The following is a 26,811-nucleotide window of genomic DNA, read 5'->3' as shown; positions in this document are numbered from 1 at the left end:
GGGCTCGGAAAGTGCAGGAATGTCACGCCCGTGATGTTTCGAGGTATTTTATGATGCTTATAAAGTATGGCTGTAGAACTATTTAAGTTATATTGGTCGGATCATGATTTTAGATAGAAAATTTTAGAGACTTTTCGCGACTCATTCTTGAATTTTTGCTTGCATTGGTTCAGGTATTCGCCGCTGATATGAGTGCCGCAAGCGCGGTTCAAAAAAACTTCTTGCGGCCGAAGCAACCCGAGGCGTCCGACACACGAAGGCACTGGCGGCCTGACGGCTGCGCTGGTCCGGCAGATGCCTCGGCCAGCGTAACCCGCGCCGTCATCACGAGCGAAGCGAAGTGACTCAGGGCAGCGCGACAACGCCAAATGTGGCGCCACGCTGGGTTGCTTCGCTACGCGCGCAATGACGGAAACGGAGCGATCACCCGGACACCCTATGCGGGAGATCGATTCCGGCTGGAACGCATCGGGAATCGGATCTGCGGCCCTATGGCGGCGTCGGTTCTGGCTCGACGATCGCCGGGGGCACAGCGAACCATTCTCATGCGCGGCAGCGGCCTCAGCGCGCCTCGCTGAAGCGCTTGGTCGCCTTCTTCTCCTGCTTGTAGGCGGTGATCGCCGCGGAGCAGCCGGGCGACAGGTTCTTGAGATTGGCCTTGAAGCAGGCCTCGACCTCCGGGCCGCCGGGCGCGTAGGCGCTGCAATACTCCATGTAGTCGCCGGTGCAGTGCTGCTTGAGCGCCTCGCGGGCCGGGGATTGCTCGGCGAGCGCCGCGGCCGGGCCGAGGCAGAGACCGAGGGTCAGGAGGACCGCCTTGGTCGAAGTCATGGATATCCTTGTCGATGACCAATGACCGCGCGAACGGGCCGCGCGGTGATGGACGCGGCGGATGAGCGTCAACGATGGCACCACCATGACGCCGGGATGGCGACGGTGCAGCCCGGCCATGTGTCCACGACAAGAAGTCCGGGAGCGCACCCGGTTTTTCCCGGCCCCTCCCGGGATGACCGCATGCCCGGCGGATGTTCGCGCCCGCCAGGCAGGAAGGTCCAACCGGTCAGTGCGCGCCGACGCGGCGGGCGGGCACGATGTCGTTGGCGACGATCTCGCCGAACGGGCCGTCGTTGCGGGCGTTGCCCGCCGGCCGGCCCGTGGTGGCGCGCAGGGGCAGCTTCGGGAAGACCAGCTCGGCGAAGCGGTAGGCCTCCTCGAGATGCGGGTAGCCCGAGAGGATGAAGCGGTCGATCCCGAGGTCGATATACTCCTTCATCCGGTCGGCGACCTGATCGGCCGAGCCGACGAGCGCCGTGCCTGCGCCGCCGCGCACCAGCCCGACCCCGGCCCAGAGGTTCGGCGAGACCACGAGCTTGTCGCGGTTGCCGCCGTGGAGCGCCATCATCCGGCTCTGGCCGACCGAATCCTGCCGCTTCAGGGTCTCCTGCGCCTTGGCGATGGTGGCGTCGTCGAGCTTCGAGATCAGCGTCTCCGCGGCGTCCCAGGCCTCGGCCTCGGTCTCGCGGGCGATCACGTGCAGGCGGATGCCGTAGGAGAAGATCTTGCCCTTGGCCTCCGCGGCCTGCCGGGCGGCGGCGATCTTCTCCGCGACCTGGGCCGGGGGCTCGCCCCAGGTGAGGTAGACGTCGCAATGCTCGGCCGCGACCTCCATCCCGGCCGGCGAGGAGCCGCCGAAATAGAGCGGCGGATAGGGCTTCTGCACCGGCGGAAAGATCACCCGGCCGTTCTCGGTGCGCAGGTGCTGGCCCTGATAAGTCACGGTCTCGCCCGAGAGCAGGCCGCGCCAGATCGTCAGGAACTCGTCGGTGACGGCGTAGCGCTCGTCGTGGGACAGGAACACGCCGTCGCCGGCCAGCTCCACCGGATCGCCGCCGGTGACGACGTTGATCAGCAGGCGCCCGTCCGAGATCCGGTCGAGGGTCGCGGTCATGCGCGCCGCCGCGGACGGCTCCATCAGGCCCGGCCGCACCGCCACCAGGAAGCGCAGCCGCTTGGTCAGCGGCGCCAGCGCCGAGGCGACGATCCAGGAATCCTCGCAGGAGCGCCCGGTCGGCAGCAGCACGCCGTAATAGCCGAGCTCGTCGGCGCCCTGGGCGATCTGCCGGAGATAATCGATCGAGACCGCGCGAGCCCCTTCCTGGGCGCCGAGATAGCGGCCGTCGCCATGGGTCGGCAGGAACCAGAGGACATCGGCGTGCCCGTCATGCGTTGCGGTCATCGGGGTCTCCATTGCGGCTATGGGCCGGATGCGGAAAAGCCGGATCCGACTTCTCGCATCCGGCGATCACCAAGAGCTAGGGCAGGCGGCCGCTTCCGGGAAACGGCGGCCCGGTGTCAGACGTTCGGCTCGGCGCCGAGCAGATGGTCGAGGATGCGCCCTTCGAGCCGCGCCAGATCCGGATCCCCGCGCCGGCGCGGGCGCGGCACGTCGACCCGCAGGTCGAGGGCGATGCGGCCGGCCTCGACCACCAGGATGCGGTCGGCCAGCGCCACCGCCTCGGAGACGTCGTGGGTGACGAGCAGCGCGGTAAAACCCTGCGCCAGCCAGATCCGCTCGATCAGATCCTGCATGCCGATGCGGGTGAGTGCATCCAGGGCGCCGAGGGGCTCGTCCAGCGCCAGCAGGCCCGGCCGGCCCACCAGCGCCCGGGCCAGCGCCACGCGCTGGCGCTGGCCGCCCGACAGGGTCGCGGGCCATTGCCCGGCCTTGTCGGACAGGCCGACCTCGGCGAGCGCCGCCAGCGCCCGCTCCCGGCGCTCGGCCCGGGAACCGTGGCCGGACAGGCCGACCGTGACGTTGTCGACCACCCGGGCCCAGGGCAGCAGCCGGGGCTCCTGGAACATGATCCGCTTCGGCGCATCGCTCCGGCGCGGGCCGGTCTCAGGCCCTTCGAGCACGACCCGGCCACCGGTGGGCGTCTCCAGCCCGAGGATCAGCCGCAGCAGGGTGCTCTTGCCGCAGCCCGAGCGCCCGACCACGGCGGTGAACCCGCCGGCCGGCAGGTACAGGTCGAGCCCCTCGATGACGGCGTTTCCGTCGAAACTCTTGCGCAGGTCGCGGGCCGTCACGGCTATGCCGCGACTGGCGGCCTCCGCCGGCTGGCGCGCCGGAGACGCGGGCGCGGCGGGCGCGGCGGCCCGGATCGCGGGGACGGGATCGGCCGGGGCCTCCCGGCGAAGGGCGTCGAGCAGCATCAGGCGCTCCTGTAGGCGGGGTTCCAGGCGAGGCAGGCGCGCTCGAGCCGGCGCGTCAGCGCGTCGGCAAGCTTGCCGAGCGCCGCGTAGATCAGGATCGCCAGCACCACGACATCGACCAGCATGAACTCACGGGCCTGCATCGCCATGTAGCCGAGCCCCGAGGAGGCGGAGATCGTCTCGGCGACGATCAGCGTCAGCCACATGATCCCCAGCGCGTAGCGCAGGCCGACGAAGATCGATGGCAGGGCCCCGGGCAGCACCACCTTGGTGAACAGCTCGGTCCGCGACATGCCGTAGACGCGGCCCATCTCCACCAGCGCCGGATCCACCGAGCGGATGCCGTGCAGGGTGTTGGCGTAGATCGGGAAGAACACGCCGAGCGCCACCAGGAACAGCTTGGCCTCCTCGCCGATGCCGAACCACAGGATCACCAGCGGGATCAGGGACAGGTGGGGCACGTTGCGCACCATCTGCACGGAGGTGTCGGTCAGCCGCTCCGACAGGCGCGAGAGCCCGTTGGCGAGGCCCAGCGCGAAGCCGATGCCGCCGCCGACCGCGAAGCCCGACAGCGCCCGCAGGGTGCTGACCCAGAGGTTGGTCCAGAGCTCCCCGGTGCGCCCGGCTTCCCAGCCCGCCCGGACCACGTCGAGCGGCGCCGGCATGAACCGGTTGGAGACGAGGCCCGCCGAGACCGCGGCCTGCCAGCCCAGCAGGATCGCGACCGGCAGGAGCCACGGCAGCGCCGTGTCGCGCAGGCGGCCGAGAGGGGTTGGGCGCATCATCGGGTCTCCGCCCGGCGTTCGGGCTGTGTCCAGACCGCGTCGGCCACGCGGATCGGCTTCGGCAGCAGGCCGAGGTCGTGGAAGGCGTCGGCCACACGCTGCTGGTCGGCGATCGCCGCGGCATCCAGGGGTGCGGCCCCGTAGGACTGGCGCTCAAGGGCGATCCGCAGGACGGGGGCCGGGACACCGATGGCAGGTGCGAGTTCCGTCGCCACCGTGTCGGCGTGGCCCTCCGCCCAGGCGTCGATGTCCGAGATCGCCGCGAGGATGGCCGAGACGATGGCCGGATTGGCTTCCGTGAAAGCACGGCGCGAGAGATAGAACTCGCGATTGGGCGCGATCCCCTGCCCGTCCGCCAGCACCCGGGCGCCGGTGGCGCGCTCGGCTGCGGCCAGGTACGGGTCCCAGATCGCCCAGGCATCGACGGAGCCGCGCACGAAAGCGGCGTTCGCATCGGCCGGAGCCAGGAACGCAAGCTTCACCGCGTCGTAAGGGAGCCCGGCCCGCTCCAACGCCCGCACCACCAGGAAGTGGACGTTCGAGCCCTTGTTGAGGGCCAGCGTCCGGCCGCGCAGGTCGGCGACGCTGCGCACCGGGCTGTCCTTGGGGACCAGGATCGCCTCGCCCCGGGGGGCCGGCGGCTCGGTGCCGACGTAGCGCAGCTCCGGGCTCGCGGCCTGCGCGAAGATCGGCGGCGCTTCCCCGGCCGTGCCGAAATCGACCGCCCCGGCATTCAGGGCCTCCATCAGCGGCGGTCCGGACGGGAATTCCGACCACGCCACCGTGGTGCCCAGCGGCTGGAGCGCTTGCTCCAGGGTGCCGCGGACCTTGAGGAGCACGAGCGCCCCGTATTTCTGGTAGCCGACCCGGACGGTGCCGGCCGCGGCCCGGGCCGGTCGCAGGATGCTCGCCGCCGCGAGGCCGAGGCCCGCGGACAGGAGTTCTCGGCGGTGCGGGGCGAGCCCGGACGCAAGGGGGCGGGCGATGCGATCGGTCATGATGTCAGCCGTTGCGGGCGGGCGCGGTCCAGACCGCGTCGGCGACGCGGATCGGCTTCGGGATCAGCTTCAGGGCGTGGAACCGGTCGGCGATGGCCTGCTGCTCGGCGGTGACGCGATCGGTCATCGGACCGATCACGTAATCGTTGCGATCGACTGCCCGGCGGGTGGCCGGCAGCGGCACGCCGGTGCCCTGCGACAGGAGCGCGGCGACCGCGCCGCGGTTCTGGCGGCACCAGGAAGCGACCTCGCCCAGCGCGTCGATCGCCGCGACCAGCACCGGGCCGTGGGCCTCCGCGAAGGCCCGGCTCGCCAGGAAGAAATTGTTCTGGGGCGTGATCTCGGTGGCGAAGGCCAGCACCCGCACCCCGTCGCCCTCCTCGGCGATGGCGAGATAGGGATCCCAGATCGTCCAGGCGTCGACGCTGCCGCGGGCGAAGGCCGCTGCCGCGTCGGCCGGCGCGAGCAGCACCGGCTCGATATCGGCGTAGCTGAGACCCGCCTTCTCCAGGGCCGCCACCGTGAGGTTGTGCGCGCTCGTCGCCTTGCCGAAGGCGACGCGCTTGCCCTTGAGGTCGGCGAGGCTGCGCACGGGCGAGCCCTTGGGCAGCAGGATCCCGGCCCCGGAGCCGCCGGCTTCCTGGGCCGCCACGTAGACCAGGCTGGAGCGCGCCGCCTGGGCGAAGATCGGCGGCGCGTCGCCGGTCTGGCCGAAATCGATCCCGTCCAGCGACAGGGCTTCGACCAGGGGCGGCCCGAGCGAGAACTCGACCCAGCGCACCGTGTGGCCGAGAGGCTCCAGGCGCCGCTCGAGGATCCCCTGCTGCTTGGCGACGACCAGGATGCCGTTCTTCTGGTAGCCGATGCGCAGCACGCCGGGCTCGGCCGCCCGGGCGCCCCGCAGGGCCGGGACGGCCGCAAAGGGCGCGGCCAAGAGGGTCGCGGCCAGCAGGGTGCGGCGGTCGAGCATGGCGCGGCTCACTCGGCGGCGGCGAGTTCGGCCGGGCCGGCCGCCGTCGCCGCCCGGTGCAGCAGCAGGGCGGCGAGCTGGCCGCCGGCCTCCGCGGCGCGGGCGCGCACGCCGGCCTCGGTCAGGACGCCGTCGCTGAAATCTGTGTCGGACGCGTAGACCGCGGTCGGGATCTGAAGGGCGCCGAAGAAGCCGAACAGCGGCCGGAAGGCGTGCTCGACCACCAGGGCATGGCGTGCGCCGCCGCCGGTGGCCACGATCGCCACGGGCTTGCCGGCCAGCGCGGTCGGATCGACCAGGTCGAACAGGTGCTTGAACAGGCCGGTATAGGCGCCTTTGTAGACCGGCGAGCCGACCACAAGCCCGTCCGCCTCCTCGATCGCGTCGAGCACCCGGCGGGCGGGCAGCGGCAGCTGGTCCCGGGTCCAAGCGGCGCCGAGGCCGGAGCCGGCATCGACGAAGTCGTAGATGCGCGCGTCGAACGCCGCATGGGCGCAGGCTTCGTGCAGCACGGCATCGACCAGCGTGCGGGTCTTGGACGGGCGCTGAACGTTCGCGCTCAGCCCGACGAGTCTCGGTCGTGTCATTGCAGAAGCCTTGCGACAATGCCGGGCCGCCCTGCTCAGTGAGGAGCGGCAGAAGCGCGACCGGTTATCCGAATAGGCTGCTAGAATTGCTGATTGCGCCGCACAACGTCAATGAAACGGCTTTCCCAATTCGTCCCGAATAGAAAAATGTTCTCCTCAGAATGATCGATTGAGAGTGCGATTTCATCTCACCGTCCTGAGGATCGCCTTGCGGATTGCGGCGCGGCGGGCCCGCAGATCCGGTTCTGACGGATGTTCAATCTCCACCATAGCCACAGGATGGAATATAGTTTTACTTGGAAAGATATTTGAAGAACGATGTTGCTGTTCAGGCGGTGGCTCTGTCGGCGGGGATCGTGTCGATCTCGAGCGCCGGCCCTGCCGAACTCGTGGGGACGCTCCGGCCCTCGCATCCCGACCCTGGATCCTGGCTTATCGCCACGAAAAAGGGCCAGCCGTGGCGGCTGGCCCTGAATCGTCCGACGGCTCTCAAGGCCTGGCTGTCGCGCCCTGCGCCCGATCGGCGATGCGCGCGCCCGGGCTTACTCGGCCGCGGTCATCTCGGCGGTGAAGTGACCGCACCAGTCGTTGTTCGTCACGACCGGCCACAGGCCCTTGGACTCGGGAGCCGGCTGGCTCACCGGCGGGTTGAAGCGGCACAGGCCGGCATCGCCCTGGGTGCTCGCGCCATTGCCCTTGTGCTCGTCGAAGAACTTGCAGCTCTCGCAGTTTGCGCTGGCCATGTCTCGATGCTCCCGTGTCGGTTCGGCGGCGTGCCGTTCTCTCTTGCAAATTAGAACAGCTACAATCTGCCAGTCAACCCGCGACCGGGCGCACGGTTCCACGCCGGGACCCGCCCCTCGCGGGCAACCTCCCCTGAGAGGCCGGTGCCGGCATTCGGGACGATGCAGACCATGGAGCTCGCACCGCTGCCGGGATGGGTCCGCACCTGTTCGGCCGCGCCGGATCCCGCGCCGGCCTTCGCCTGCGAGTCCTTGCGCGAGGCCGTGATCGCGCCCCCCGAAACGCGACCGGCGCGCACGGATGCTCCGCGCGCGCCGGTCTGGTTCCCGTCCCGTCCGCGAGCCCGCCGGGGGCGGGTTCGCGGGTCGTGGCGTGACAGGCTTGGTGTCAGAGGCTCCCGGGGCCCTTGGCCAGACCGGCCAGGGTGAACAGGTCGACCGAGAGCTTCGCGCCGATGACGAAGGCGTTCGGGATCGGCTTCGGCCGGAACGGGAAGCGGGTCTGGTCCGGGTCGATCACGTATTGCAGGTTCGGCATCAGCCGCACCGCCGGGGTGAGCTGGATGCCGTAGTTCACCTCCACGATGGTCTGCAGGGTCTCGACGTTGCGGCTGCTCAGCCCGTAGAAGGCGCGCGCAGCCCGGATGTTGGCCGCACCGAGGGTGGAGAGCTTCTCCATCCCGAACCCGATGCCGACGGTGTCGTAGGGCCGGCCGGGGAAGGTGCCGGTCAAGACCGCGCCGCCTTCGAGGAAGAAGTCCTGGGTCTGCCGCCCGCCGGTCGCGCCCAGCGCGACCCCGAACAGCGACAGGCCCTGGATGCCGGTCGGGTCCGGACGCCAAACCATCTGGTCGAACCGGGCATAGATCGCCGACCGGCCGAACCGGGTCAGCTGATCGAGACCGCTGAACAGATAAGGCCTCCCGCGTACGTCGTAGATCGGATCCTTATAGTCGGACTGGTCGATGATCGCGCCGATGCCGTAGTTGCGTGGCAGCGGATCGTTGCCGAAGTTGGTCGAGTAGCCGACTTCCACCGGGATCACCACGCCGGTGGCACCGTTGATCGACCAGTCGATGCCGTTCCGGTCGTCCTGCTGGTTGCGAGGATTCACCTCGTAGACGCCGGCATGCACGAACACCTTGTCGGTGACCCAGGCCTTGGCGTGGCCGCCCCAGCTCGCGATCGGCCAATAGGTGAAGTTCGTCAGCTTGAACGCGGATTTCGGTGCGCCGCAGATGTCGTTGTTCTGGAAGTTGCAGTAAAGCGGCGAGGCCAGGAACGGCGGGTTGGCCAGGAGGCGGCCGACCTCGACGTCCAGGCGGTTGTCGAGCAGCTTCTGCTCGTAGGACAGCAGCGTGAGATGCGCGGTCTGACCGCCGCCGTAGACCTCCTGCACGCTGGTGTTGTTGCCGATATAGTCCTGCGACAGGCTGCGGCCGTGGCGCTGGGTGACGAGCGTGTGCACCGCGCCGCCATCGATCCCGGCGAGACGGCCGAGATCGGCATCGAGGCCGAACACGATCTGGCCGGTGTAATCCGACCCCTGGCGGATGCCGCCGGACGGGTTGGCGGCGAATTCGCCGGTGTAGTTCAGGATCATGCTGATCCCGTTGCCGAGGTCGAGGGTGCCCGGCGGCAGGCCCGGCGCCGTCGCGCTGCTGCCCTGCACGTCGGCCGCCGCCGCCGCGCTGTCGGCGCCGGCAAAGCTCCGCGCCGAGCGCACGGTCCGCCGCCGAGCCCGGTTCGCGCGGTACTGGGCCTTCGCCGCCGGACTCGCCTTCGGACCCGGGTTCACCAGGGACGGTCCCCCGTCCGGAGCATTAGGGTCTTGAGCCTCGGCCGGGCTGACGCCCGCCGAGAGTGTCGCGGCGCACAATGCGAGCGCCGCCCATCGCGTGTACTTCCCCATAACAGTGACTCCCCCTTAGTAACGCGCGGCCCTGATTGGCTCTGTCGCGTTGGTGTTCCGCCGGGATCCCTCCGGTCAGTCCGTGAAGGCCTCCACGGTGCGGCGCTCGCCGCGCAGGAAGGCGTCGGCGACGTGGATCAGCGGGTTCAGGTCGACGTCGCTCGTGCCGGATCGGACGAGGGCGGCGAAGCGGTCGTAGAGGCCGCGATACTCGGCCTCCGGCGGCAGCGGCTGCGGGCTGCCGTCGATCGTGAGGACGCCGCCGCCTTGCGACAGCACCAGCAGGCCGTCCTCGGTGTCGACGCGGATGTCCCAGGTCTGCGGGCCGGTCTGGCGCCAGTCGAACACGGCCTCGATCGGGGTGCCGGCGGAATCGGTGAAGTGCAGGTCCGCGGCGATCGGCGCCTGCCGGTTCTCCGGGACCGAGAGGGTCGCGCCGGTGAGGAAGAACGGCGGCAGGATGTGGGTCGCGATCGACAGGGCGTTGATCCCCGGATCGAACACGCCCATGCCGCCGGCCTGCCAGATCCAGGCCTGGTTCGGATGCCAGTGCCGGACATCCTCCATCCAGGCGATCGCCACCGACCGGATCCGGCGGCCGGACAGCCAGCGGCGCGCGGGCTCGACCCCGGGGGCGTAGCGGGAGTGCCAGCTGGCGAACAGGGTAACGCCCCGCGCCCGCGCGGCCTCGATCAGGATCCCGACTTCCGCGAGCGTCGCCCCCGGGGGCTTTTCCAGGAACACGTGCCGGCCGGCCTCGATCGCCTCGAGGGCGGCCGAGAACCGCACCTGCGGCGGCTGGCACAGGGCGACCGCGTCGAGGCCGTCCTGCCCGGCCAGCATCTCCGCGAGCGTGCGGTAGTTCGGCACCCCCTCGAAACGGCCTTCCCGGCTCGCCACCGCCGTCAGGGTGTAGTCCGGCGAGGCGCCGATGACCGGCAGGTGCTGATCGCGGGCGATCTTGCCGACGCCGACCAGCCCGATGCGGATCGTCCCGTTCGAAGCCGACATCTCAGAGGACCTTCACGGACAGATCGCGGGCCGGCGCGACCGCCAGGGGATTGCGCAGCGGCAGGGTGAAGGGCGCGGCCTCGATCTCGAACACGTCCCCGGGCCGGGCCGTGACGCCGTCGCTGAACGACAGGGTCGCGGTGCCGAAGAAGTGGACGTGCAGGTCGCCGGGGCGGCGGAACGGGGCGTATTTGAAGTGGTGCCGCTCCAGGTTCTCGATCGTGTGGGACATGTTCGCCTCACCCGAGAGGAACGGCTTCTCCCAGAGCACGGCGCCGTCGCGCCGGATGCGGCTGGAGCCGCGCACATCCGCGGGCAGATCGCCCAGCCACAGTTCCGGGCCGAGCGCGGCCGGGCGGAGCTTCGAATGGGCGAGCCACAGGTAGTTGCCGCGCTCGGTGACGTGGTCGGAGAACTCGTTCGCCAGCGCGAAGCCGAGGCGCACCGGATTTCCGTCCGGGTCGATCAGGTAGATGCCGGCGATCTCCGGCTCCTCGCTGCCGTCGAGGGCGAAGGACGGCGACAGGAGCGGCTCGCTGGTGCCGACGATCGCGTCGCCGTCGCCCTTGTAGAACCATTCCGGCTGGACCCCGATCTCGCCCGGGGCGGGCTTGCCGCCCTCGACGCCCATCCGGAACATCCGCATCGAATCGGTCGGCGCGGGATCCGCCGCCGCGGCCCGGTGCATCTTGTCCCGGCCCTCCGCCGAGCCGAGATGGGTCAGGCCGGTGCCGCTCAGCAGCAGGTGCGCGGGATCCGCGTGGTCGATCGGCGGCAGCAGCCGCACGGCGTCGAGATCCACGGTGTCGCCGAGCCCGAGCCGGGCCGCCGTCTCGGCCAGGCCGTCCCCCGCCGCAAGCGCGCGCCGGGCCAGGTCGAGAACGCTGTCCGCGCCGACAACGCGCCGTGCCCGGCCGTTTTCCAGCACCGCGACACCCCGCCGCCCGTCGGGCGCGCGGAATTGTAGGAGTGATTGACCCATCGTGATCCTCCCAGGGCCGGCCTTCGTCGGGCCGGCTCGAAATCAGGTGGCGACGCGCGCCGGCGCGTCAGCGCTCGAAGGCCGGGCTGAGGGTGCCGTCGACCCTGCGGGTGAGATGCCAGGGATTGTCGGGGCGCAGGGGCTGCGGCAGCAGCGCCTCGGGCAGGTCCTGGTAGCAGACCGGGCGCAGGAAGCGCTCGATCGCCAGGGTGCCGACCGAGGTGCTCCGCCCGTCCGAGGTCGCCGGGAACGGGCCGCCATGGACCATCGCGGGCGCGACCTCCACGCCGGTGGGCCAGCCATTGGCCAGGATGCGGCCGGCCTTGCGGGCCAGGGCCGGGACCAGGCCGGCGGCGATGTGCTCGTCCGCGCGGTCGAGGTGCAGCGTCGCGGTGAGCTGACCCGGGAGCGCCGCGACGATGTGATGGGCCTCCGCGAGATCCGCGGCCGCCACAAGGATCGCCGCGGGACCGAACATCTCGTCGGCGAGGCCGGGATCCGCGAGGAACCGCGCCCCGTCCGTGCGCAGCAGGGCGGCGGGTGCGCCCCCCGGCCCGGCAGAATCCCCGTGCGCCGCCACCGTGACCCCCGGGCGCGCCGCCATCTCGGCGACACCGTGCTCGAAGCGGGTGCGGATGTCGGCGGTCAGCATCGCGTGCGGCGCGCTCGCGCGAATCGCCGTCGCGGCGGCCTCCGCGAAGGCTTCGAGGTCGGCCCCCGCGATCCCGATCAGCAGGCCCGGATTGGTGCAGAACTGCCCGGCCCCCAGCGTCAGCGACTGGACGAAGCCGGCGGCCAGGGCCGCGCCCCGCGCCCGCAGGGCGCCGGGCAGCAGCAGGACCGGATTGACCGCGCTCATCTCGGCATAGACCGGGATCGGCTCGGGGCGGCCGGCCGCCACCCGCATCAGCGCGAGGCCGCCGCCGCGCGAGCCGGTGAAGCCCACCGCCTTGATCCGCGGATCGGCGACGAGCGCCGTCCCGAGGGCGTTCGACGGCCCCGGCAGGTAGGAGAACACGCCTTGATGCAGGCCGCTGGCCGCCACCGCGGACCGCACCGCCCGGGCCACCAGCTCGCCGGTCCCGGGATGGGCCGGGTGGCCCTTGACCACCACCGGGCAGCCGGCCGCCAGCGCGGAGGCGGTGTCGCCCCCCGCTACCGAGAAGGCGAGCGGGAAGTTGCTGGCGCCGAACACCGCCACCGGGCCGAGGCCGACGTGGCGGCGGCGCAGATCGGGGCGCGGCAGGGGCGTGCGCTTGGGCTGGGCCGGATCGATCGTGGCCTGGACCCACTCCCCTGCCCGGACGACGTTCGCGAACAGGCGCAGCTGGCCGATGGTGCGGGCGCGCTCGCCCTCCAGCCGCGCCCGCGGCAGCCCGGTCTCGGCCACGGCCCGCTCGATCAGCGGCTCGCCGAGACCGCCCACGGCCTCGGCCAAGGCTTCCAGGAACCCGGCCCGCACCTCGGGGGTCGATTCGGAAAAGCTCGGGAACGCCGCATCCGCCAACGCGCAGGCGGCCTCGACCTCGGCCGCGCCGGCGGCCGAGAAGGCCGGTTCCAGCGTCGCGCCACTTGCCGCCTCGACGGCCCGGAAGGTATCCGCAGCGGTCGCATCCTCGGCGCCGATCAGGATCGTGCCGCGAATCCCCGCGCTCGCACTCAGCTCTTTACTCATACAAATAACTTAGAGCAGTTGTGCAGCGGCTGCAAGCCTAGCGGCACTATGATGCTTATGGGTGTTGGAGCTTGCGCTCCTACAACTTCCAGGTACGATCGCGGCGATCCTGCCCCGTCCTGGCGGCTCGGACCGGAGGTGGCAGGTGAGGGGGGATCCCGGATACGAGGACATCAAGCTGCCGCTGGCCTCGGGCTCGCGCCGGATCCACGGCTCGGTCGCGCGCGATCTGGGCATCGCGATCCTGGCCGGCCGGTACGCGCCGGGGGACGTGCTGCCCGGCGAGATCGAATTCTCGGAGCAGTTGAAGGTCTCGCGCACCGCCTATCGCGAGGCGATCCGCATCCTGAGCGCCAAGGGGCTGGTCGAGAGCCGGCCCCGCACCGGCACCCGCGTGACCCAGCGGAGCCGCTGGAACCTGCTCGATCCGGACATCCTCGCCTGGGCCTTCGAGGCCGAACCCAGCGAATCGTTCATCCGGGACCTGTTCGAGTTGCGGATGATCGTCGAGCCGGCGGCGGCGGCCCTGGCGGCCGAGCGGCGCTCGGGCCTCGACATCTCCCGGATGGGCCACGCCCTGGAGGAGATGGGCCGCTACGGCCTCGCCACCGAGATCGGGCGGGCGGCCGACCAGTCGTTCCACAACACGATCCTTGAGGCGGCGCGCAACGGGCCGCTGATGGCCCTGTCAAGTTCCATTGCCGCCGCCGTGACTTGGACGACGATCTTCAAGCAGCGTCGCAGCGCCCTGCCCCGGGACCCGATGCCGGATCACCGGATCCTGTACGAGGCGATCGTGGCGGGCGACATCGAGGCGGCGCGCGCGGCGATGACCGACCTCGTCCGCCTCGCGCTCGCCGACACAGAACTCTCGCTGAAGGCGTAAGGAGCCCCGCCGCCGCGGCGGCGGGACTGCCCGTTCAGTGGTTGTCGCGCGGCAGCCCGCTGGTCTGGGCGATGCGCTGGAAGCGCTCGGCGCCCTCCAGGATCGCCCCGGTGTGCATCTGCCCGACACTCGCACGCTGGATCGCCTGCCATGGGGTCTGGGACGCCGGATAGGCGTAGCCCCCGGCCTCCTCCAGGGCCTTGCGCCGGCGCGCGATCTCGTCCGCGTCGAGCAGCATGTCGGCGGTGCCGCGCTTCAGGTCGATCCGCACCCGGTCGCCGGTGCGCAGCAGCGCCAGGCCGCCGCCCACCGCCGCCTCGGGCGAGGCGTTGAGGATCGAGGGCGAGGCCGAGGTGCCGGATTGGCGCCCGTCGCCCAGGCACGGCAGTGCGTGCACCCCGGAGCGGATCAGGTAGGCGGGCGGGCGCATGTTCACCACCTCGGCCGCCCCCGGATAGCCGACCGGGCCGGCGCCGCGCATGATCAGGATGCTGTTGTCGTCGATCGCCAGCGCCGGGTCGTCGATCCGGTGGTGGTAATCCTCCGGCCCGTCGAACACCACGGCCCGGCCCTCGAAGGCCTCCGGATCCTCGGGGTTCGACAGGTAGCGCTCCCGGAACTCCGCGCCGATCACGCTGGTCTTCATGATCGCCGCGTCGAACAGGTTGCCGCGCAGCACCAGGAAGCCGGCGGCCTCCTTCAGCGGCCGGTCGATCGGGCGGATCACATCCTCGTCCTCGATCACCGCGCCGCGGCAATTGTCGCCGATGGTGCGCCCGTTCACCGTCAGGGCGTTCTCGTGGAGCAGCCCGCGCCGCATCAGCTGCGCGGCCACCGCCGGGAGGCCGCCGGCGCGGTAATAATCCTCGCCGAGATACTCGCCCGCCGGTTGCAGGTTGACCAGGAGCGGCACGTCGAGGCCGTGGGTCTGCCAGTCGGCGATGTCGAGCTCGACCCCCGCATGGCGGGCGAGCGCGGCCAGGTGGATCGGGGCGTTGGTCGAGCCGCCGATCGCCGAGTTGAGCACGATCGCGTTGAGGAACGCCTCACGGGTCAGGATGTCGGTCGGCTTCAGGTCCTCCGCCACCATCGCGACGATGCGCTTGCCCGTGTAGTAGGCGACCTCCTGCCGGTCCCGGTAGGGCGCCGGGATCGCCGCGGAGCCCGGCAACATCATGCCGAGCGCCTCCGCGAGCGCGTTCATGGTCGTCGCCGTGCCCATGGTGTTGCAATAGCCGGTGGAGGGGGCGGACGAGGTCACCAGCTTGATGAAGCCCTCGTGGTCGATCTCTCCCGCGGCCAGCATCTGGCGCGCGCGCCACACGATCGTGCCGGAGCCGGTGCGCTGGCCCTTGTACCAGCCGTTGAGCATCGGCCCCACCGACAGGGCGATGGCCGGGATGTTCACGGTTGCGGCCGCCATCAGGCAGGCCGGGGTGGTCTTGTCGCAGCCGGTGGTCAGCACCACGCCGTCGAGGGGGTAGCCGTACAGGAGCTCGACCAGGCCGAGATAGGCGAGGTTGCGGTCGAGGCCGGCGGTGGGCCGCTTGCCGGTCTCCTGGATCGGATGGACCGGGAATTCGAGGGCGATGCCGCCGGCCTCGCGGATGCCCTCGCGCACGCGCTCCGCCAGGACGAGATGGTGCCGGTTGCACGGCGACAGGTCGGAGCCGGTCTGGGCGATGCCGATGATCGGCTTGCCGGAGCGCAGCTCCTCCAGGCTCAGGCCGAAGTTCAGGTAGCGCTCCAGGTAGAGCGCGGTCATGTCGATATTGTCGGGGTTGTCGAACCAGGCGCGCGAGCGCAGGGGCCGGGTCTTCGGGTGATCGGTCATTTGTCGTGGGTCCGGTGTGCGGAGTTGGTGGAGAAGCGGTAGGTGATCACGTTCCGGTAGGTCGCGCCCGGATCGAGCCGGGCCGAGCCGAAGGCCGGCTGGTTCGGGGTGTCGGGAAACAATTCGGGCTCGATCGCGAGGGCATCCGACTGCCGGTAGGCCAGACCGGATTTCCCCACGACGGTCGCATCGATGAAGTTCCCGGTATAGAATTGCACCCCGGGCTGGTTGCTGGCGACCTCCAAAACCCGGCCCGAGGCGGGATCCTCGACCTTCGCCACGAGATGCGGCTCGACTGTCGGGGCCTCGGCCACGACCCAGTTGTGGTCGTAGCCGCGCCCGCGCACGATCTGGGGGTCGCGCCCGTCGCGGATGCGCGACCCGATCACCGTCGGCTCGCGGAAATCGAACGGCGTGCCCGCCACCGGGACACGCTCGCCCGTGGGGATCTGCGTGGCGTCGACCGGGGTGTAGCGCTCTGCCGGGATGGTCAGAATCTGGTCGAGGACCGAGCGGCCGGAGCCCTCGCCGGCGAGGTTGAAGAAGCTGTGGTTGGTCAGGTTGACGATGGTCGGCTTGTCGGTGGTCGCCTGGTAGGTGATGGTCAGCGTGTTGGCGGCGTCCAGCGCGTAGGTCGCGGTGACCGTGAGCGTACCGGGAAAGCCCTCCTCGCCGTCCGGGCTGACGTAGCGCAGGGTGACCGATGGCGTGGCGCCGCCCTTGACGTCGGTGATGGTCCAGAGCCGCTTGTCGAATCCGGCAGTGCCGCCGTGCAGGGTGTTCGGGCCGTCATTGGTCGCCAGCGTGTAGGTCCGGCCGTCGAGGGTGAAATGCCCGCCGCGGATCCGGTTGGCGTAGCGCCCGACGCTGACCCCGAACCGTTTCGGCTGGTCGAGATACGTGGCGAGATCGTCGTAGCCGAGGACGATGTCGGCGGGCTTGCCGGCGCGGTCGGGCACTTCGAGGGTCCGCAGGAGGGCGCCCCAGGCGATCACCCGGGCGGTGACGCCCTTGCCGTTGGTCAGTGTCACCTCCTCGACCGGGCGGCCGTCCGGCAGGGTGCCGAACACGGTCCGGCTCGGCTCGGCTGCCTGGGCCGCCACGGGGATCGCCACACAGACGGACAGCACTGACCAACTCAACCGACGCATCCGCGTTTCCCTCTGCCGGCGCAGGCCGGGTCGTTTACTCATACTCGTCAGGTCCTGGTGCCCGGGGCGGTCGCCGCGTCCCGGGGCCGATGCTGACATCAGGCGCGCTCCGGAGGGAGCGCGGTCAGGGCGGCCCTGTCGGGCGACCGGTCATTCGTGGCCTCGATGCCCCGCGCTGGCGGAGAAGCGATAGGCGATCACGTTCCGGTAGGTCGCGCCCGGATCGAGCCGGGCCGAGCCGAAGGCCGGCTGGTTCGGGGTGTCGGGGAACAATTCGGGCTCGAGCGCCAGGGCATCCGATTGCCGGTAGGCCAGGCCGGACTTGCCCACGACGGTCGCGTCGAGGAAGTTGCCCGCGTAGAACTGCACCCCAGGCTGGTTGCTGGCGACCTCCAGGACCCGGCCGGATTCGGGGTCCTCGACCCGGGCCACGAGGTGCGGCTCGGCTGTCGGGGCCTCGGTCACCACCCAGTTGTGGTCGTAGCCGCGCCCGCGCACGATCTGGGGGTCGCGCCCGTCGCGGATCCGCGACCCGATCACCGCCGGCTCGCGGAAGTCGAACGGCGTGCCGGCCACAGGGACATGCGCGCCCGTGGGGATCAGCGTCGCGTCGACCGGGGTGTAGCGCTCGGCCGGGATCGTCAGGACGTGGCCCAGGATCGACCGCCCCGACCCCTCCCCGGCGAGGTTGAAGAAACTGTGGTTGGTCAGGTTGACGATGGTCGGCCTGTCGGTGGTGGCTTGGTACGTGACCGTGAGGGTATCGGTCTCGTCCAGGGCGTAGGTCGCGGTCACGGTCAACGTGCCGGGATAGCCCTCTTCGCCGTCTGGGCTGACGTAGCGCAGGGTGACCGACGGCGTGGCGCCGCCCTCGACCGCGGTGATGGTCCAGAGCCGCTTGTCGAAGCCGGCAGTGCCGCCGTGCAGGGCGTTGGGGCCGTCATTGGTGGCCAGCGTGTAGGTCCGGCCGTCGAGGGTGAAGCGGCCGCCGCGGATCCGGTTGGCGTAACGACCGACGCTGACCCCGAAATAGTTGGGCTGGGCCAGATAGCCGGCGAGATCGTTGTGGCCGAGGACGATGTCGGCGGGCTTGCCGGCGCGGTCGGGCACCTCGAGGCTCCGCAACAGGGCGCCCCAGGCGATCACCCGGGCGGTGAGGCCCTTGCCGTTGGCGAGCGTCACCTCCTCGACCGCGCGTCCGTCCGGCAGGGTGCCGAACACGGTCCGGCTCGGCTCGGCCGCCTGGGCCGCCACGGGGATCGCCGCACAGGCGCCAAGCGCCACCGCTCCTGCTCCACGCATCCGTTCCCCCGGCGCGATGCTCGCCCTCCCCTTGCCGATCGTGCGCCGGCCCGCCGAGGATGCCGCCCGAAGGTGCCGCGGTTGACGTTCGCGAGGGCGCTATATACTCCTACAAATAAATTCCACAACAAGGGGCCCTGGCAAGGCGGCTCCGGTGAGAGGAAACGTTTGATGGCAGCACCGATCGCGAGCTTCGGATCGCCCGCGGCTGGGACGGCGACGCGGGACCAGGGCAGCTACCGCCCGGCCCTCTCGCTGCTCGCGAGCCTCTTCTTCATGTGGGGCTTCATCACGGTCATCAACAACACGCTGCTGCCCCATCTCCGGAGCGTGTTCGACCTCAGCTACACGCAGACCACGTTGATCGAGTCGGTCTGGTTCATCGCCTATTTCGTGGCGTCGATCCCGGCGGCGAAGCTGATCGCGCGCATCGGCTACCAGCGGGCCCTGGTGGTCGGCCTCGGCATCATGGCGCTGGGCACCCTCGGCATGGTCCTCGCCTCGCACGCGGTGTCCTACGCGATCACCCTCACCGCTCTGTTCGTGATCGCCACCGGCATCACGCTGCTCCAGGTCGCCGCCAACCCCTACGTGGCGGTGGTCGGGCCGCCGGAGAGCGCCCCGGCGCGCCTCAACCTCGTCCAGGCCTTCAACTCGTTCGGAACGACCCTGGCGCCGCTGTTCGGCGGCTACCTGATCCTCGGCCGCTCGGCCTCGGGCAACCTCGCCGCCGGCACCACCCTGAGCCCGGCCGAGCGGCTGGCCGACGCGCAGTCGGTGCAACTCCCCTACCTGATCGTGGCGGCGATCCTCGTCGTCCTCGCTGCCGTCATCGCCCGCTTCCCCCTCCCCGCCATCGGTGGCGGGGGCGGGGGCGCGAAGCAGGCCGCCAAGGCCGAGCGCGGAAAGCTGTCGCTCTGGCGCCACCGCAACCTCGTGTTCGGCGTGCCGGCGATCTTCATCTACCTGATCGCCGAGATCGGGGTCTCGAACCTGTTCATCAACTTCGTCTCGCAGCCGGAGATCGGCGACCTCACGCACACGCAGGCCGCGCATTACCTGTTCCTGCTCTGGGGCGGGATGATGATCGGCCGCTTCGTCGGCAGCTACCTGATGCAGGGGCGCTCCGCCGAGACCATCCTGGCCGGTGCCGCCATCGCGGCCTTCGCGGTGATGCTGGTGGCGACCTTCGCGACGGGGCCGCTGGCGATGTGGGCGCTGATCTCGGTGGGGCTGTTCCACGCGATCATGTTCCCGACGATCTTCACCTTGGGGATCCGCGGCCTCGGGCCCCTGACCGAGGAGGGCGCGGGGCTGCTGATCATGGCGATCGCCGGGGGCTCCCTGGTCGTGGTGCAGGGCTGGGCCGCCGACCGGTTCGGCCTGCAGCATTCCTTCCTGATCACGGCTGCCTGCGAGCTCTACGTCCTGTTCTTCGCCCTGTGGGGCAGCCGGCCGGGCCGGGCCGCCTCCGACCGCGCCTGATCGGCCCCCGTCCGCGAAGCCGCACCAGGCGGCGGGCCGTGCCCCGTCGCCGGACTGGACAAGACAATCCATGGAAGCACAGTTCCGCATCGTCGCCCGCGCCGAGCGCGACCGGCTCGGTGAAGGCCCCGTCTGGGTGCCGGAGCGGGGGCGGCTGTTCTGGGTCGATATCGAGGCGCCGGCCCTGCGCTGGCTCGACCTCGGGAGCGGCGCGACCGGCACGCGGCCGTTCCCGGAGCCGATCGGCTGGATCATCCCCCGCGCCGGCCTGCGCGACTTCGTGATCGGCCTGAAGAGCGGCTTCGCGCTGTTCGACCTGGAGGCCGACAGCGTGACGCCGATCGGCGACCCGGAGCCGGACCATCCGGACAACCGCCTGAACGACGCCAAGGTCGACCATGCCGGCCGGATCTGGGCCGGGAGCATGCACCAGGCCGAGACCGCGATCTCGGGCGCCCTGCACCGGCTCGATCCCGACCTGACCTGGCGGCGGATGGACGGCGCTTACGGCGTGGCCAACGGCCCGACCTTCAGCCGCGACGGCCGGATCCTCTATCACAGCGACAGCGCAGCCCGGACCGTCTTCGCCTTCGACCTCGCCGCCGACGGGACCCTGTCGGGCAAACGCGAATTCCTGCGCTTCCCCGAGGCCTGGGGCTGGCCCGACGGGATGACCACGGATGCCGATGGCTGCCTGTGGATCGGCCATTGGGGCGCCGGCCGGATCAGCCGGGTGGATCCGGAGGGCCGCCTCCTGCGGGCGATCCCGCTCCCGGCCACCAACATCACGAGCTGCGCCTTCGCGGGGCCCGGGCTCGACCGGCTGTTCGTCACCTCGGCGTCGCGGGGCGTCGAGCACGAGACGAATGCGGGGGCGCTGTTCGAGCTCGATGTCGGCGTGGCGGGCCTGCCGCTGCGGGCGTTCGGGGGCTGACGCCCTCGATCCTCCGGGCGGGGCGCTTCGCGTCGACGGACCCGCCGGCTCGCTGAATCGTGTGGCAGGCGTCCCTCGGATGGGGGATGCATCGACGGGGCGCGGCGCCTAGGGTCGGGCATTCTCCGAGACGAGATCACCTTCAACCCGCCCGGCCCATGCCGCGGCGGGTTCTTTGATCGCGGCGCGCTCACGCACGGATCGGCAGGCGGCCGACCACAGACCCGGCGGCGTCCCGCACCACGAGCGTCCACGACGCGCCGGCCGCGGCCGTGCCGCTCACGGAGGCCGCCATCTCTTCGATCACGCTGCGCGCCTCGGCCAGAGCCTCCTCCAGGCTCTCGGCCTCGACGCCTGCCTCGTCCCGGATCCGCTCCCGGCCGTTCTCGACATCGAAGTAAAAGCGCTCCGGCACCGACATCCTCCTGCTGGCCCCCTGACGGGGGCACGAACCCGCTACGTAGTCCTGCGCGCAGCCGCAACGAACGCCGGCTGCAATAAACCTTAACATAGCTAAAACGTGCATCGATCATCGGCACTACAATAATGACCATGTTTAAAACAGGCGATTTATTATAGCTCTCGACCATAGCCCACCCAACCACGTCTCCGTGGCCCGAACAGGTGGCGCTCTTGATCTCGGGGCCTTGCCATGTCGACCGCCGATGAGCCGCCTGCCGCGAAGAGCACGGCCAACAGTTCAAGCAGCAAAGAGCGGGTGCGGGCGCATATCAGGACCGTACTTTCAAAGATCAGTACGCCATCGATACCAAGAGATCAGGCGCGTTGAGGGCGTCGTCGCAATACGCCCTTGGGCGGTGGGCGGGCGCGTGGGCTCTGCGCACGGCCACCTTTTTGCGTAGCGACGCCCGTCGAAATGGCGTGTTCCTGAAACTTCGCGCGCCTGCGCGCCGTAGGTCGACGCATGGCGGAAACCACCCACCTTCGCGCGCATATCCGCGCGGTGCTGCTCCGGCTGCTGCGGATTATTGGCGGGCCGTCCCCGATGTAGGGCGGTGCGCCGCCCCCTCCCCCGCGGCCCGGCAGTCTCCCCGCGCCGGGCGCGTTAACCTTTCGTCAACCATGCGCGGACAACATCCCGCACGGAGGGCTGAGCCATGGTTCGACGCAGGGATTTCGATGCGCTGAGCGAAGCGCAGATCGCCGCGCGGCACACGCGGAAGCGCTGGGTCGAGCCCAAGGCACAGTTCCGCCCCGACGCGCCGCAGGCGGTGACCGAGCTGCTCGACACGATCCAGCACGTGGCGGAGGCCGCCACCGGCGAGCGCAGCTTCCTGCATCTGCGCCCCGTCGCGGGCGGTGCGCGCGGTCGCGAGCCTTAAGGCAAGCTGCCGCCTTTCGAGGCCGGGCCCGTGTGCGGGCTGGCGAGCGTCCGCCGGTTCTGCAACAAGGCCGGCATGAGTCGGCGTACGGCCTTCGATCTCGCGTCTGCCCTGGCGCCGGCTGTGTCCGGCCGATGCCGCGCGATCCGCAGTCCGTGAGACCGGTGATCGCCGCCGGAGCCTTGCCGTTCCGAACCGGCCTGTCGATGATCGCCGGCTTGGCCGAGCCGCCGGCGGGACAGGGCCGGATCCACGCGGATTCGGCTTGCGGCAGGACGGCCAAGCTCTATCTGTCGCGGCACCCCGGCGTCGGGGCGCCCGAGGCGGCGACGGCCGGCCTGACCGAACGGCACCGGGCCGAGCGCGGCCACACCGTGCGCGTGGGAGAGGACGAGTCGGCGTTGCGCGACCTGATCGTGGAGGTTCCGGGCGATCCCGGGTTGGCCGCGCGCCAGGCCGCTCGTGCCGGCGCGGGCCGCGACTGACCGCCCATGTCGCTGACCCTGTCGCTGACCACGCGCATCCTGCTGCTGGTGCTGCTGGCGCTGACCCCGGCGCTGGTGATCCAGGGCTACAACGAGGTCGCCCTGCGGACGAGCCGCGACGCGGCGGTGCGCGCCGACGCCCTCGCCACCGTCCGGGGCGCCGCGAGGATTTCGTCCAGCTCTCGGAGCGGATGCGGCAGGCCCTCGACCTCATCTCCGGGGATCCGTCCGTGCGGACCCGCGACCCCGCCGCCTGTGAAGCCTATTTGAAGCGATCTGCCGCCCGGCTCCCGCACGTGATCCTGCTCGCGCTCACGGATCCGGGCGGCGCCGTGATCTGCGACAGCGCCGGTTCGGCGGCGGGGGCCTATTCGAGCGGGGCGCGGGCCTATCACCGCCGCGCCCTTGAGGCGGACGGCTTCGCAGTCGGCGGCTACGCACTGGGCATCGTCTCGAAACGGCCGTCGATCCACTTCGCTCGCGTGGTGCCCGCGGCCGATGCGGCGCAAGAAACCGCGACAGGCATCGCCGCGACGGCTATCCCGGCCACGGGCGTCCTTCTGGCCGCCGTCGATCTCGACTGGCTGTCCGACCACCTGGAGCAGACGCTGCACCAGACGGAGACGGCCATCACGGTGACGGATAACGACGGCCTCATCATCGCGCAGCGCCCGAACGGGGCGGACTGGATCGGCAAACGGATTCCGCCGGAACGCGCCGCGATGCGGACGGCTGGGGACGGCGACGTGCGCATCGCCGAAGGCCTCGACGGCCGCACGCGGATCATCGCCACAGCCATGCCGGGCGGACCGCTCGCGGGGGTGCGCCTGGTGGTCGGACGCGACAGCGCGGCGGCGTTTGCGGATATCGACGCCGCCACGCGCCGCGGGCTGGTGCTGATCGCCCTGGGCGCGGTGCTGGCGCTGGCGGCGGCGCTCCTGGCCGGACGGATGTTCATCCGCCGCCCGATCGATCGCCTGCTCCGGATCGCGGCCGCCTGGCAGGCCGGCGACCTCACCGTCCGCACCGGCCTGCGCGGCGCGACGGAGTTCGGCCGCCTCGGGGGCAAGCTCGACGCCATGGCGGTCGCGCTCCAGCGCAACACCGACGCGCTGCATGCCGAGATCCGCCACGGCCGCGCCCTGCAGGAACAGCAGGTGACGATGCTGCACGAGCTGAACCACCGGGTGAAGAACACGTTGGCCACCGTGCAGGCGCTGGCCCGCCAGTCCCGCGGGTCCGAGGGCGTCCTGGAGGCGCGGATCCTGGCGCTGTCGAAGACCCACGATCTCCTGACCCGCGAGGATTGGAGCGGCGCCTCTCTGCGCGAGGTGCTGGAGAACGAGCTGAACCCTTATCGCACGGGCGGCGACCAGATCGGCCTCGACGGCCCCGAAATCTCCCTGTCCCCCCGGCACGTGCTGGCCCTGGGGATGACGATACACGAACTGACCACGAACGCGGCCAAGTACGGTGCGCTCTCGGCGCCGGGGGGGCGCGTGCGGGTCTCGTGGTCCCTCGCGATGACGGAGGGCGGGACGCCGCGCCTGCGGCTCACCTGGCAGGAGAGCGGCGGCCCGCCGGTGCAGCCGCCGGTCCGGGGCGGCTTCGGGACGCGCCTGATCTCGGGCGGGGTGCGGCGCGAACTCGACGGCCTCGTCGACCTCGCCTTCGAGGCCGACGGCCTGCGCTGCCACCTCGACGTGCCGCTCGAGCCGGGCCTCAGCGCGATCCTGGCGCCGACGCGATAAACCGTGCCGGCTCCCGGGCGGGGCGGGACCGATCCGCGGCTCAGGCCCGGGGCCGCGCCACCGCGCGGGCGTCCTGCTTCACCTGCCGCCAGGTCCGCCACGGCTCCAGGTTCGAGAGCGCCATCCGGCGCAGGCCGAGCCAGCCGAGCCCGAGCGCCACGATCAGGAACGGCGCCGCGACGATCAGCGCCGCCGGCGCCTCGGAGCCGAACGGCAGGGCCAGCAGCTTCACCACCGCGTCGAGCCCGAGGAAGAAGGTGACGATCAGCAGCACGGGGATCGTGCCCACGATCGCGATCAGCGACACCAGGGCCCGGAGGTTGCCGTCGAGCTCGGTCCGCGCCAGCGTCAGCAGCGCCTCCATATGCGCCGCGCTCTCGCGCAGGGCCGCGACCAGCAGGGCCAGGGTCGTGTCGGCGCGGTGACGCATGGTCGGGGTTCGTCCTCTTGGTCCGCCAGGGCCGGGGGCAACGGGGCCGGCCGCGGATGCGTTCCGGCCCGGAGCCTCCCGGCAGGGCCTCACAGCATCAGCAGCACGGCGCCGAGGACGAGCAGCGTGGCGAGACCCGCCAGGGCGACGGCCCGGGTGACGTCCCGGCTTCCGTCCGGATCCTGCTCGGGCGGGGTGGCGGGCCGATGCGGCGCGGGCTCCGCCGGCACGGCCGGGGCTCCCGTCCCGGCCGCGGGCGGAGCCGGCGGCAGCGTCCCGGGGCGCTGCTCCGGGAGCGTCAGCGATCCCGGGATCGGCCGGTCCACGGGCGGCCCGAACGCCTCCGGCTCGACGCTGACCCCGGCGGCGTCGAGCTCCAGCATCACCAGCACCAGGGCGTCGACATCCATGCGGTCGACCGGCAAGGCGGCCTCCAGGTCCTGCGCCGAGAGTTCACCGCGCGCGCGGCCGAGGGCGATCAGCCGGTCCAGCGTCCCGCGATCGATCGTCTGCGCCATCGCCGCCTCAACCACCGCGCGGCCCCTACGACCGGCGCTCCTCCTCGAAAACCCGCAACGCCGGCGGCGGTTACCGAAGGATCACGGGCGCAGCGCGGGCGCGGCCGTCAGCGCGTCGCCGGCTTCCCGGCTCCCGGACCCGCCGGGCCGGCGCGGGAGCATCGGCTTCTCCACCAGGTACCAGCTCAGGAAGCCCAAGGGGATGGCCGCCGCCAGGGCGAGGATCGCGGCCGTCCAGGGCGAGAGGCCCGGAAGCCGGGCGACTAGCAGGTTCTGCATCGGCCAGGCGTAGAGATAGAGCCCGTACGAGGCGTCGACCTGCGCGGTCATGCGGCTGAGGGCGTTCGGGCGCACCGCCAGGGCGAACCAGAAGATCAGGTAGCCGCCGAGGACCGCGAAGGCGGGCTCGGCCAGCGCCGGGCTGAACATGAGCGGCAGGAGCAGCAGGACGGCGAGGGCCGCGCCGCAGCCGGTATAGGCGATCCGGTCGCCGAACAGCCGGAAGGCGCCGCCGCAGCAGAACATGAAGGTCAGGCGGATCATCTCCGACAGGGTGCCGAGACCGTCTCCCGGCGCGCCCACCGGCAGGTAGAGCCGGCGCAGGGCCAGGAGCCCCCCGAGGCCGGCCAGCAGGACGAGGTAGCGCCGCCGCCGCCGCAGGGCGCGCGCGGTGCCGACCAGGCCGAGCAGCAGGTAGCAGCCGAATTCGCAGGGAATCGTCCAGAGCGCGCCGTTGAGCATTGGGTAGGGCAGCCCCTCGAACGCGCCCGGGACCACCGGCATCAGCAGCAGCGACAGCCGCAGCACGGTCTCCATCGGCGAGACCGCCGCGACATCCCCGCCGCCCAGAGGGGCGACGACGGCGATGCAGACCAGGGACGCCGCCACGAAACCCGGATAGATCCGCCGCGCCCGCCGCAGCACGTAGTCGGAGAACGAGCGCTTGGCGCGGTAGCTCGCCGTGATCAGGTAGCCGCTGACCAGGAAAAACCCGTCGACCGCGATCTCGCCGAGCGACAGCGTGCCGAACACCTGCGTGAGCCATTCGCGCGAACGATTGCCGTCCGCCAGCTCCGGTGCGTGCGAGAGAACCACCAGGATTGCGAAGAGTACGCGCAGCGAACCGAAATTGTTCGCGCCCCGGTCTCCCCCGCCGACCGCCTGCGACACCCGCCCGCCCCGTGATCCCCTGAACATCCGCCAGGGGCAGGGAAACGGCGCGCCAACACAAGGCCGCCCGGGCAACACCCGACGGCCTTCGTGCTGCACCCCGGCGGCGCCGCGCTGCGGTGTCCGACCCGACACAGCTCGCGAAGGCCGTTCGACGCCCCAGGCACGCCCAAGCCGTTGCGCTGGCGGCGCGGTTGGGTTAGGAAATCGGCGCGGCTAGCACCCGTAGCTCAGCTGGATAGAGCGTTGCCCTCCGAAGGCAAAGGTCACACGTTCGAATCGTGTCGGGTGCGCCAATCATTTCAATGACTTAGCAGGGATCAACCCTGATGCAAAGACCGGCGGTGTCACCAGAGTGTCACCGCATCGGGTCTCCGCCTAGTCGTTTCCCGCCTCTTCGTCTGCTTCTGTCCGCGGCCGCGGTCCTCGCCGTTGTCGCGAGTTGGCCAGCGCTGGCCCAGGTCCAGCAGGAAGCCTTCAGCTACCCGGTCGGCCTCGATCCCTACGGCGACAACTTTTTGGCGCTGCGCAGCCTGCCGAGCGGCACCCAAGGCGTCCGTCTCGCGCGCCTCGGACCCGATACCCTGTTCACCGAACTCGGCCGCCAGGGCGGCTGGGTCAACATCCAGCTGCCGTCCGGCCAGAC

At 71.0% G+C, this 26,811-nt stretch carries 27 protein-coding genes, 1 tRNA gene and 1 pseudogene; 9 read left to right on the top strand and 20 right to left on the bottom strand.

The annotated features are described in order from the left end of the window. Positions 1-561 precede the first annotated feature (561 nt). From MKL11_RS15085 to MKL11_RS15025, 13 genes are all read right to left on the bottom strand, one after another. A complete protein-coding gene (locus tag MKL11_RS15085) occupies positions 562-831 on the bottom strand; it encodes a hypothetical protein (protein WP_243944765.1) in 270 nt (89 codons plus the stop codon). 229 nt (positions 832-1,060) lie between these two features. Then, on the bottom strand, positions 1,061-2,236 hold the full coding sequence (ssuD, locus tag MKL11_RS15080; protein ID WP_243944764.1) for an FMNH2-dependent alkanesulfonate monooxygenase: 1,176 nt from the start codon (positions 2,234-2,236) through the stop codon (positions 1,061-1,063). 116 nt (positions 2,237-2,352) lie between these two features. Continuing rightward, the gene (locus MKL11_RS15075; protein ID WP_243944763.1) at positions 2,353-3,213 is read right to left on the bottom strand and encodes an ATP-binding cassette domain-containing protein; all 861 of its coding nucleotides are present in this window, start codon (positions 3,211-3,213) and stop codon (positions 2,353-2,355) included. Continuing rightward, positions 3,213-3,995, bottom strand: coding sequence for an aliphatic sulfonate ABC transporter permease SsuC (gene ssuC, locus MKL11_RS15070; RefSeq protein ID WP_243944841.1), 783 nt, complete (start codon positions 3,993-3,995; stop codon positions 3,213-3,215). Before ssuC ends, MKL11_RS15075 begins: the two co-directional genes overlap by 1 nt. Next, positions 3,995-4,996 (bottom strand): sulfonate ABC transporter substrate-binding protein, encoded by a 1,002-nt coding sequence (locus MKL11_RS15065; protein ID WP_243944762.1) that lies wholly within the window; start codon positions 4,994-4,996, stop codon positions 3,995-3,997. The genes ssuC and MKL11_RS15065 overlap by 1 nt, the downstream gene beginning before the upstream one ends. Positions 4,997-5,000: 4 nt before the next feature. Continuing rightward, entirely contained in the window at positions 5,001-5,966 is a 966-nt protein-coding gene (locus MKL11_RS15060; protein WP_243944761.1) for an aliphatic sulfonate ABC transporter substrate-binding protein, read from the bottom strand. Positions 5,967-5,974: 8 nt separating this feature from the next. Then, positions 5,975-6,553 (bottom strand): FMN reductase, encoded by a 579-nt coding sequence (msuE, locus tag MKL11_RS15055; RefSeq protein WP_243944760.1) that lies wholly within the window; start codon positions 6,551-6,553, stop codon positions 5,975-5,977. 542 nt (positions 6,554-7,095) lie between these two features. After that, on the bottom strand, positions 7,096-7,296 hold the full coding sequence (locus tag MKL11_RS15050) for a hypothetical protein (RefSeq protein ID WP_243944759.1): 201 nt from the start codon (positions 7,294-7,296) through the stop codon (positions 7,096-7,098). Between the two features lie 59 nt (positions 7,297-7,355). After that, a complete protein-coding gene (locus tag MKL11_RS15045; RefSeq protein ID WP_243944758.1) occupies positions 7,356-7,595 on the bottom strand; it encodes a hypothetical protein in 240 nt (79 codons plus the stop codon). 89 nt (positions 7,596-7,684) lie between these two features. Continuing rightward, a complete protein-coding gene (locus MKL11_RS15040; protein ID WP_243944757.1) occupies positions 7,685-9,208 on the bottom strand; it encodes a carbohydrate porin in 1,524 nt (507 codons plus the stop codon). 75 nt (positions 9,209-9,283) lie between these two features. Further along, positions 9,284-10,219, bottom strand: a complete 936-nt coding sequence (locus tag MKL11_RS15035; protein WP_243944756.1) for a Gfo/Idh/MocA family protein — start codon at positions 10,217-10,219, stop codon at positions 9,284-9,286. Between the two features lies 1 nt (position 10,220). Then, a complete protein-coding gene (gene araD1 / locus MKL11_RS15030) occupies positions 10,221-11,201 on the bottom strand; it encodes an AraD1 family protein (RefSeq protein WP_243944755.1) in 981 nt (326 codons plus the stop codon). A gap of 67 nt (positions 11,202-11,268) precedes the next feature. Then, entirely contained in the window at positions 11,269-12,876 is a 1,608-nt protein-coding gene (locus MKL11_RS15025; protein WP_243944754.1) for an aldehyde dehydrogenase (NADP(+)), read from the bottom strand. Between the two features lie 145 nt (positions 12,877-13,021). On the opposite strand from MKL11_RS15025, the gene MKL11_RS15020 reads away from it, so the two are divergent. Next, positions 13,022-13,762, top strand: coding sequence for a FadR/GntR family transcriptional regulator (locus MKL11_RS15020; RefSeq protein WP_243944753.1), 741 nt, complete (start codon positions 13,022-13,024; stop codon positions 13,760-13,762). A 34-nt stretch (positions 13,763-13,796) separates the two neighbouring features. Here the strand turns inward: MKL11_RS15020 and MKL11_RS15015 are convergent, their stop codons facing one another. The 3 genes from MKL11_RS15015 to MKL11_RS15005 all read right to left on the bottom strand — a co-directional run bounded on the left by MKL11_RS15015 (position 13,797) and on the right by MKL11_RS15005 (position 18,049). Beyond that, positions 13,797-15,596: an IlvD/Edd family dehydratase gene (locus MKL11_RS15015; protein ID WP_243944752.1), complete on the bottom strand. Its 1,800-nt coding sequence runs from the start codon at positions 15,594-15,596 to the stop codon at positions 13,797-13,799. Next, positions 15,593-16,723: an aldose epimerase family protein gene (locus tag MKL11_RS15010; protein ID WP_243944839.1), complete on the bottom strand. Its 1,131-nt coding sequence runs from the start codon at positions 16,721-16,723 to the stop codon at positions 15,593-15,595. The genes MKL11_RS15015 and MKL11_RS15010 overlap by 4 nt, the downstream gene beginning before the upstream one ends. Before the next feature lie 174 nt (positions 16,724-16,897). Continuing rightward, positions 16,898-18,049, bottom strand: a complete 1,152-nt coding sequence (locus tag MKL11_RS15005; protein WP_243944751.1) for an aldose epimerase family protein — start codon at positions 18,047-18,049, stop codon at positions 16,898-16,900. Positions 18,050-18,220: 171 nt separating this feature from the next. Between MKL11_RS15005 and MKL11_RS15000 the strand changes: the two genes are divergently transcribed. Further along, a complete protein-coding gene (locus tag MKL11_RS15000; protein WP_243944750.1) occupies positions 18,221-19,534 on the top strand; it encodes a sugar MFS transporter in 1,314 nt (437 codons plus the stop codon). A 70-nt stretch (positions 19,535-19,604) separates the two neighbouring features. Beyond that, positions 19,605-20,468, top strand: a complete 864-nt coding sequence (locus MKL11_RS14995; protein WP_243944749.1) for an SMP-30/gluconolactonase/LRE family protein — start codon at positions 19,605-19,607, stop codon at positions 20,466-20,468. Between the two features lie 190 nt (positions 20,469-20,658). Here the strand turns inward: MKL11_RS14995 and MKL11_RS14990 are convergent, their stop codons facing one another. Beyond that, positions 20,659-20,889, bottom strand: a complete 231-nt coding sequence (locus MKL11_RS14990) for a DUF6894 family protein (protein WP_409565863.1) — start codon at positions 20,887-20,889, stop codon at positions 20,659-20,661. 697 nt (positions 20,890-21,586) lie between these two features. Between MKL11_RS14990 and MKL11_RS14985 the strand changes: the two genes are divergently transcribed. The 4 genes from MKL11_RS14985 to MKL11_RS14975 all read left to right on the top strand — a co-directional run bounded on the left by MKL11_RS14985 (position 21,587) and on the right by MKL11_RS14975 (position 24,047). Then, positions 21,587-21,811 carry a hypothetical protein gene (locus MKL11_RS14985; RefSeq protein WP_243944747.1) on the top strand — a complete coding sequence of 75 codons (225 nt, stop codon included), beginning with the start codon at positions 21,587-21,589 and terminating at the stop codon, positions 21,809-21,811. A 155-nt stretch (positions 21,812-21,966) separates the two neighbouring features. Continuing rightward, complete coding sequence (locus tag MKL11_RS14980; RefSeq protein WP_243944746.1) at positions 21,967-22,296, top strand: hypothetical protein; 330 nt, start codon at positions 21,967-21,969, stop codon at positions 22,294-22,296. 6 nt (positions 22,297-22,302) lie between these two features. After that, on the top strand, positions 22,303-22,566 hold the full coding sequence (locus MKL11_RS33400) for a hypothetical protein (RefSeq protein ID WP_313900756.1): 264 nt from the start codon (positions 22,303-22,305) through the stop codon (positions 22,564-22,566). Further along, a complete protein-coding gene (locus tag MKL11_RS14975; RefSeq protein ID WP_313900755.1) occupies positions 22,527-24,047 on the top strand; it encodes an HWE histidine kinase domain-containing protein in 1,521 nt (506 codons plus the stop codon). Before MKL11_RS33400 ends, MKL11_RS14975 begins: the two co-directional genes overlap by 40 nt. Positions 24,048-24,087: 40 nt before the next feature. On the opposite strand, the gene MKL11_RS14970 is transcribed toward MKL11_RS14975, so the two are convergent. The 3 genes from MKL11_RS14970 to MKL11_RS14960 all read right to left on the bottom strand — a co-directional run bounded on the left by MKL11_RS14970 (position 24,088) and on the right by MKL11_RS14960 (position 26,165). After that, entirely contained in the window at positions 24,088-24,477 is a 390-nt protein-coding gene (locus tag MKL11_RS14970) for a phage holin family protein (RefSeq protein ID WP_243944745.1), read from the bottom strand. An 89-nt stretch (positions 24,478-24,566) separates the two neighbouring features. After that, positions 24,567-24,995 carry an RNA polymerase sigma factor region1.1 domain-containing protein gene (locus tag MKL11_RS14965; RefSeq protein WP_243944744.1) on the bottom strand — a complete coding sequence of 143 codons (429 nt, stop codon included), beginning with the start codon at positions 24,993-24,995 and terminating at the stop codon, positions 24,567-24,569. An 81-nt stretch (positions 24,996-25,076) separates the two neighbouring features. Beyond that, the gene (locus MKL11_RS14960) at positions 25,077-26,165 is read right to left on the bottom strand and encodes an acyltransferase family protein (RefSeq protein WP_243944743.1); all 1,089 of its coding nucleotides are present in this window, start codon (positions 26,163-26,165) and stop codon (positions 25,077-25,079) included. Positions 26,166-26,384: 219 nt separating this feature from the next. On the opposite strand from MKL11_RS14960, the gene MKL11_RS14955 reads away from it, so the two are divergent. Next, a tRNA-Arg gene (locus MKL11_RS14955) sits at positions 26,385-26,461 on the top strand. A 33-nt stretch (positions 26,462-26,494) separates the two neighbouring features. Beyond that, positions 26,495-26,811: pseudogene (locus MKL11_RS14950) on the top strand (peptidase C14); the annotation flags it as partial.

Origin of the sequence: Methylobacterium sp. J-077, from assembly GCF_022829365.1 — a bacterium.
GTDB lineage: Bacteria > Pseudomonadota > Alphaproteobacteria > Rhizobiales > Beijerinckiaceae > Methylobacterium.
The sequence above is the reverse complement of the archived record's forward strand: the minus strand, read 5'-3'. Positions and strand labels throughout refer to the sequence as shown.

What these genes read in the sequence shown, in the direction of transcription:
- MKL11_RS15085 (WP_243944765.1), bottom strand. Translation starts at nt 831, where the DNA reads ATGACTTCGACCAAGGCGGTCCTCCTGACCCTCGGTCTCTGCCTCGGC.
- ssuD (WP_243944764.1), bottom strand. Translation starts at nt 2,236, where the DNA reads ATGACCGCAACGCATGACGGGCACGCCGATGTCCTCTGGTTCCTGCCG.
- MKL11_RS15075 (WP_243944763.1), bottom strand. Translation starts at nt 3,213, where the DNA reads ATGCTGCTCGACGCCCTTCGCCGGGAGGCCCCGGCCGATCCCGTCCCC.
- ssuC (WP_243944841.1), bottom strand. Translation starts at nt 3,995, where the DNA reads ATGCGCCCAACCCCTCTCGGCCGCCTGCGCGACACGGCGCTGCCGTGG.
- MKL11_RS15065 (WP_243944762.1), bottom strand. Translation starts at nt 4,996, where the DNA reads ATGACCGATCGCATCGCCCGCCCCCTTGCGTCCGGGCTCGCCCCGCAC.
- MKL11_RS15060 (WP_243944761.1), bottom strand. Translation starts at nt 5,966, where the DNA reads ATGCTCGACCGCCGCACCCTGCTGGCCGCGACCCTCTTGGCCGCGCCC.
- msuE (WP_243944760.1), bottom strand. Translation starts at nt 6,553, where the DNA reads ATGACACGACCGAGACTCGTCGGGCTGAGCGCGAACGTTCAGCGCCCG.
- MKL11_RS15050 (WP_243944759.1), bottom strand. Translation starts at nt 7,296, where the DNA reads ATGGCCAGCGCAAACTGCGAGAGCTGCAAGTTCTTCGACGAGCACAAG.
- MKL11_RS15040 (WP_243944757.1), bottom strand. Translation starts at nt 9,208, where the DNA reads ATGGGGAAGTACACGCGATGGGCGGCGCTCGCATTGTGCGCCGCGACA.
- MKL11_RS15035 (WP_243944756.1), bottom strand. Translation starts at nt 10,219, where the DNA reads ATGTCGGCTTCGAACGGGACGATCCGCATCGGGCTGGTCGGCGTCGGC.
- araD1 (WP_243944755.1), bottom strand. Translation starts at nt 11,201, where the DNA reads ATGGGTCAATCACTCCTACAATTCCGCGCGCCCGACGGGCGGCGGGGT.
- MKL11_RS15025 (WP_243944754.1), bottom strand. Translation starts at nt 12,876, where the DNA reads ATGAGTAAAGAGCTGAGTGCGAGCGCGGGGATTCGCGGCACGATCCTG.
- MKL11_RS15015 (WP_243944752.1), bottom strand. Translation starts at nt 15,596, where the DNA reads ATGACCGATCACCCGAAGACCCGGCCCCTGCGCTCGCGCGCCTGGTTC.
- MKL11_RS15005 (WP_243944751.1), bottom strand. Translation starts at nt 18,049, where the DNA reads ATGCGTGGAGCAGGAGCGGTGGCGCTTGGCGCCTGTGCGGCGATCCCC.
- MKL11_RS15000 (WP_243944750.1), top strand. Translation starts at nt 18,221, where the DNA reads ATGGCAGCACCGATCGCGAGCTTCGGATCGCCCGCGGCTGGGACGGCG.
- MKL11_RS14995 (WP_243944749.1), top strand. Translation starts at nt 19,605, where the DNA reads ATGGAAGCACAGTTCCGCATCGTCGCCCGCGCCGAGCGCGACCGGCTC.
- MKL11_RS14990 (WP_409565863.1), bottom strand. Translation starts at nt 20,889, where the DNA reads ATGTCGGTGCCGGAGCGCTTTTACTTCGATGTCGAGAACGGCCGGGAG.
- MKL11_RS14985 (WP_243944747.1), top strand. Translation starts at nt 21,587, where the DNA reads ATGGTTCGACGCAGGGATTTCGATGCGCTGAGCGAAGCGCAGATCGCC.
- MKL11_RS33400 (WP_313900756.1), top strand. Translation starts at nt 22,303, where the DNA reads ATGTCGCTGACCCTGTCGCTGACCACGCGCATCCTGCTGCTGGTGCTG.
- MKL11_RS14970 (WP_243944745.1), bottom strand. Translation starts at nt 24,477, where the DNA reads ATGCGTCACCGCGCCGACACGACCCTGGCCCTGCTGGTCGCGGCCCTG.
- MKL11_RS14965 (WP_243944744.1), bottom strand. Translation starts at nt 24,995, where the DNA reads ATGGCGCAGACGATCGATCGCGGGACGCTGGACCGGCTGATCGCCCTC.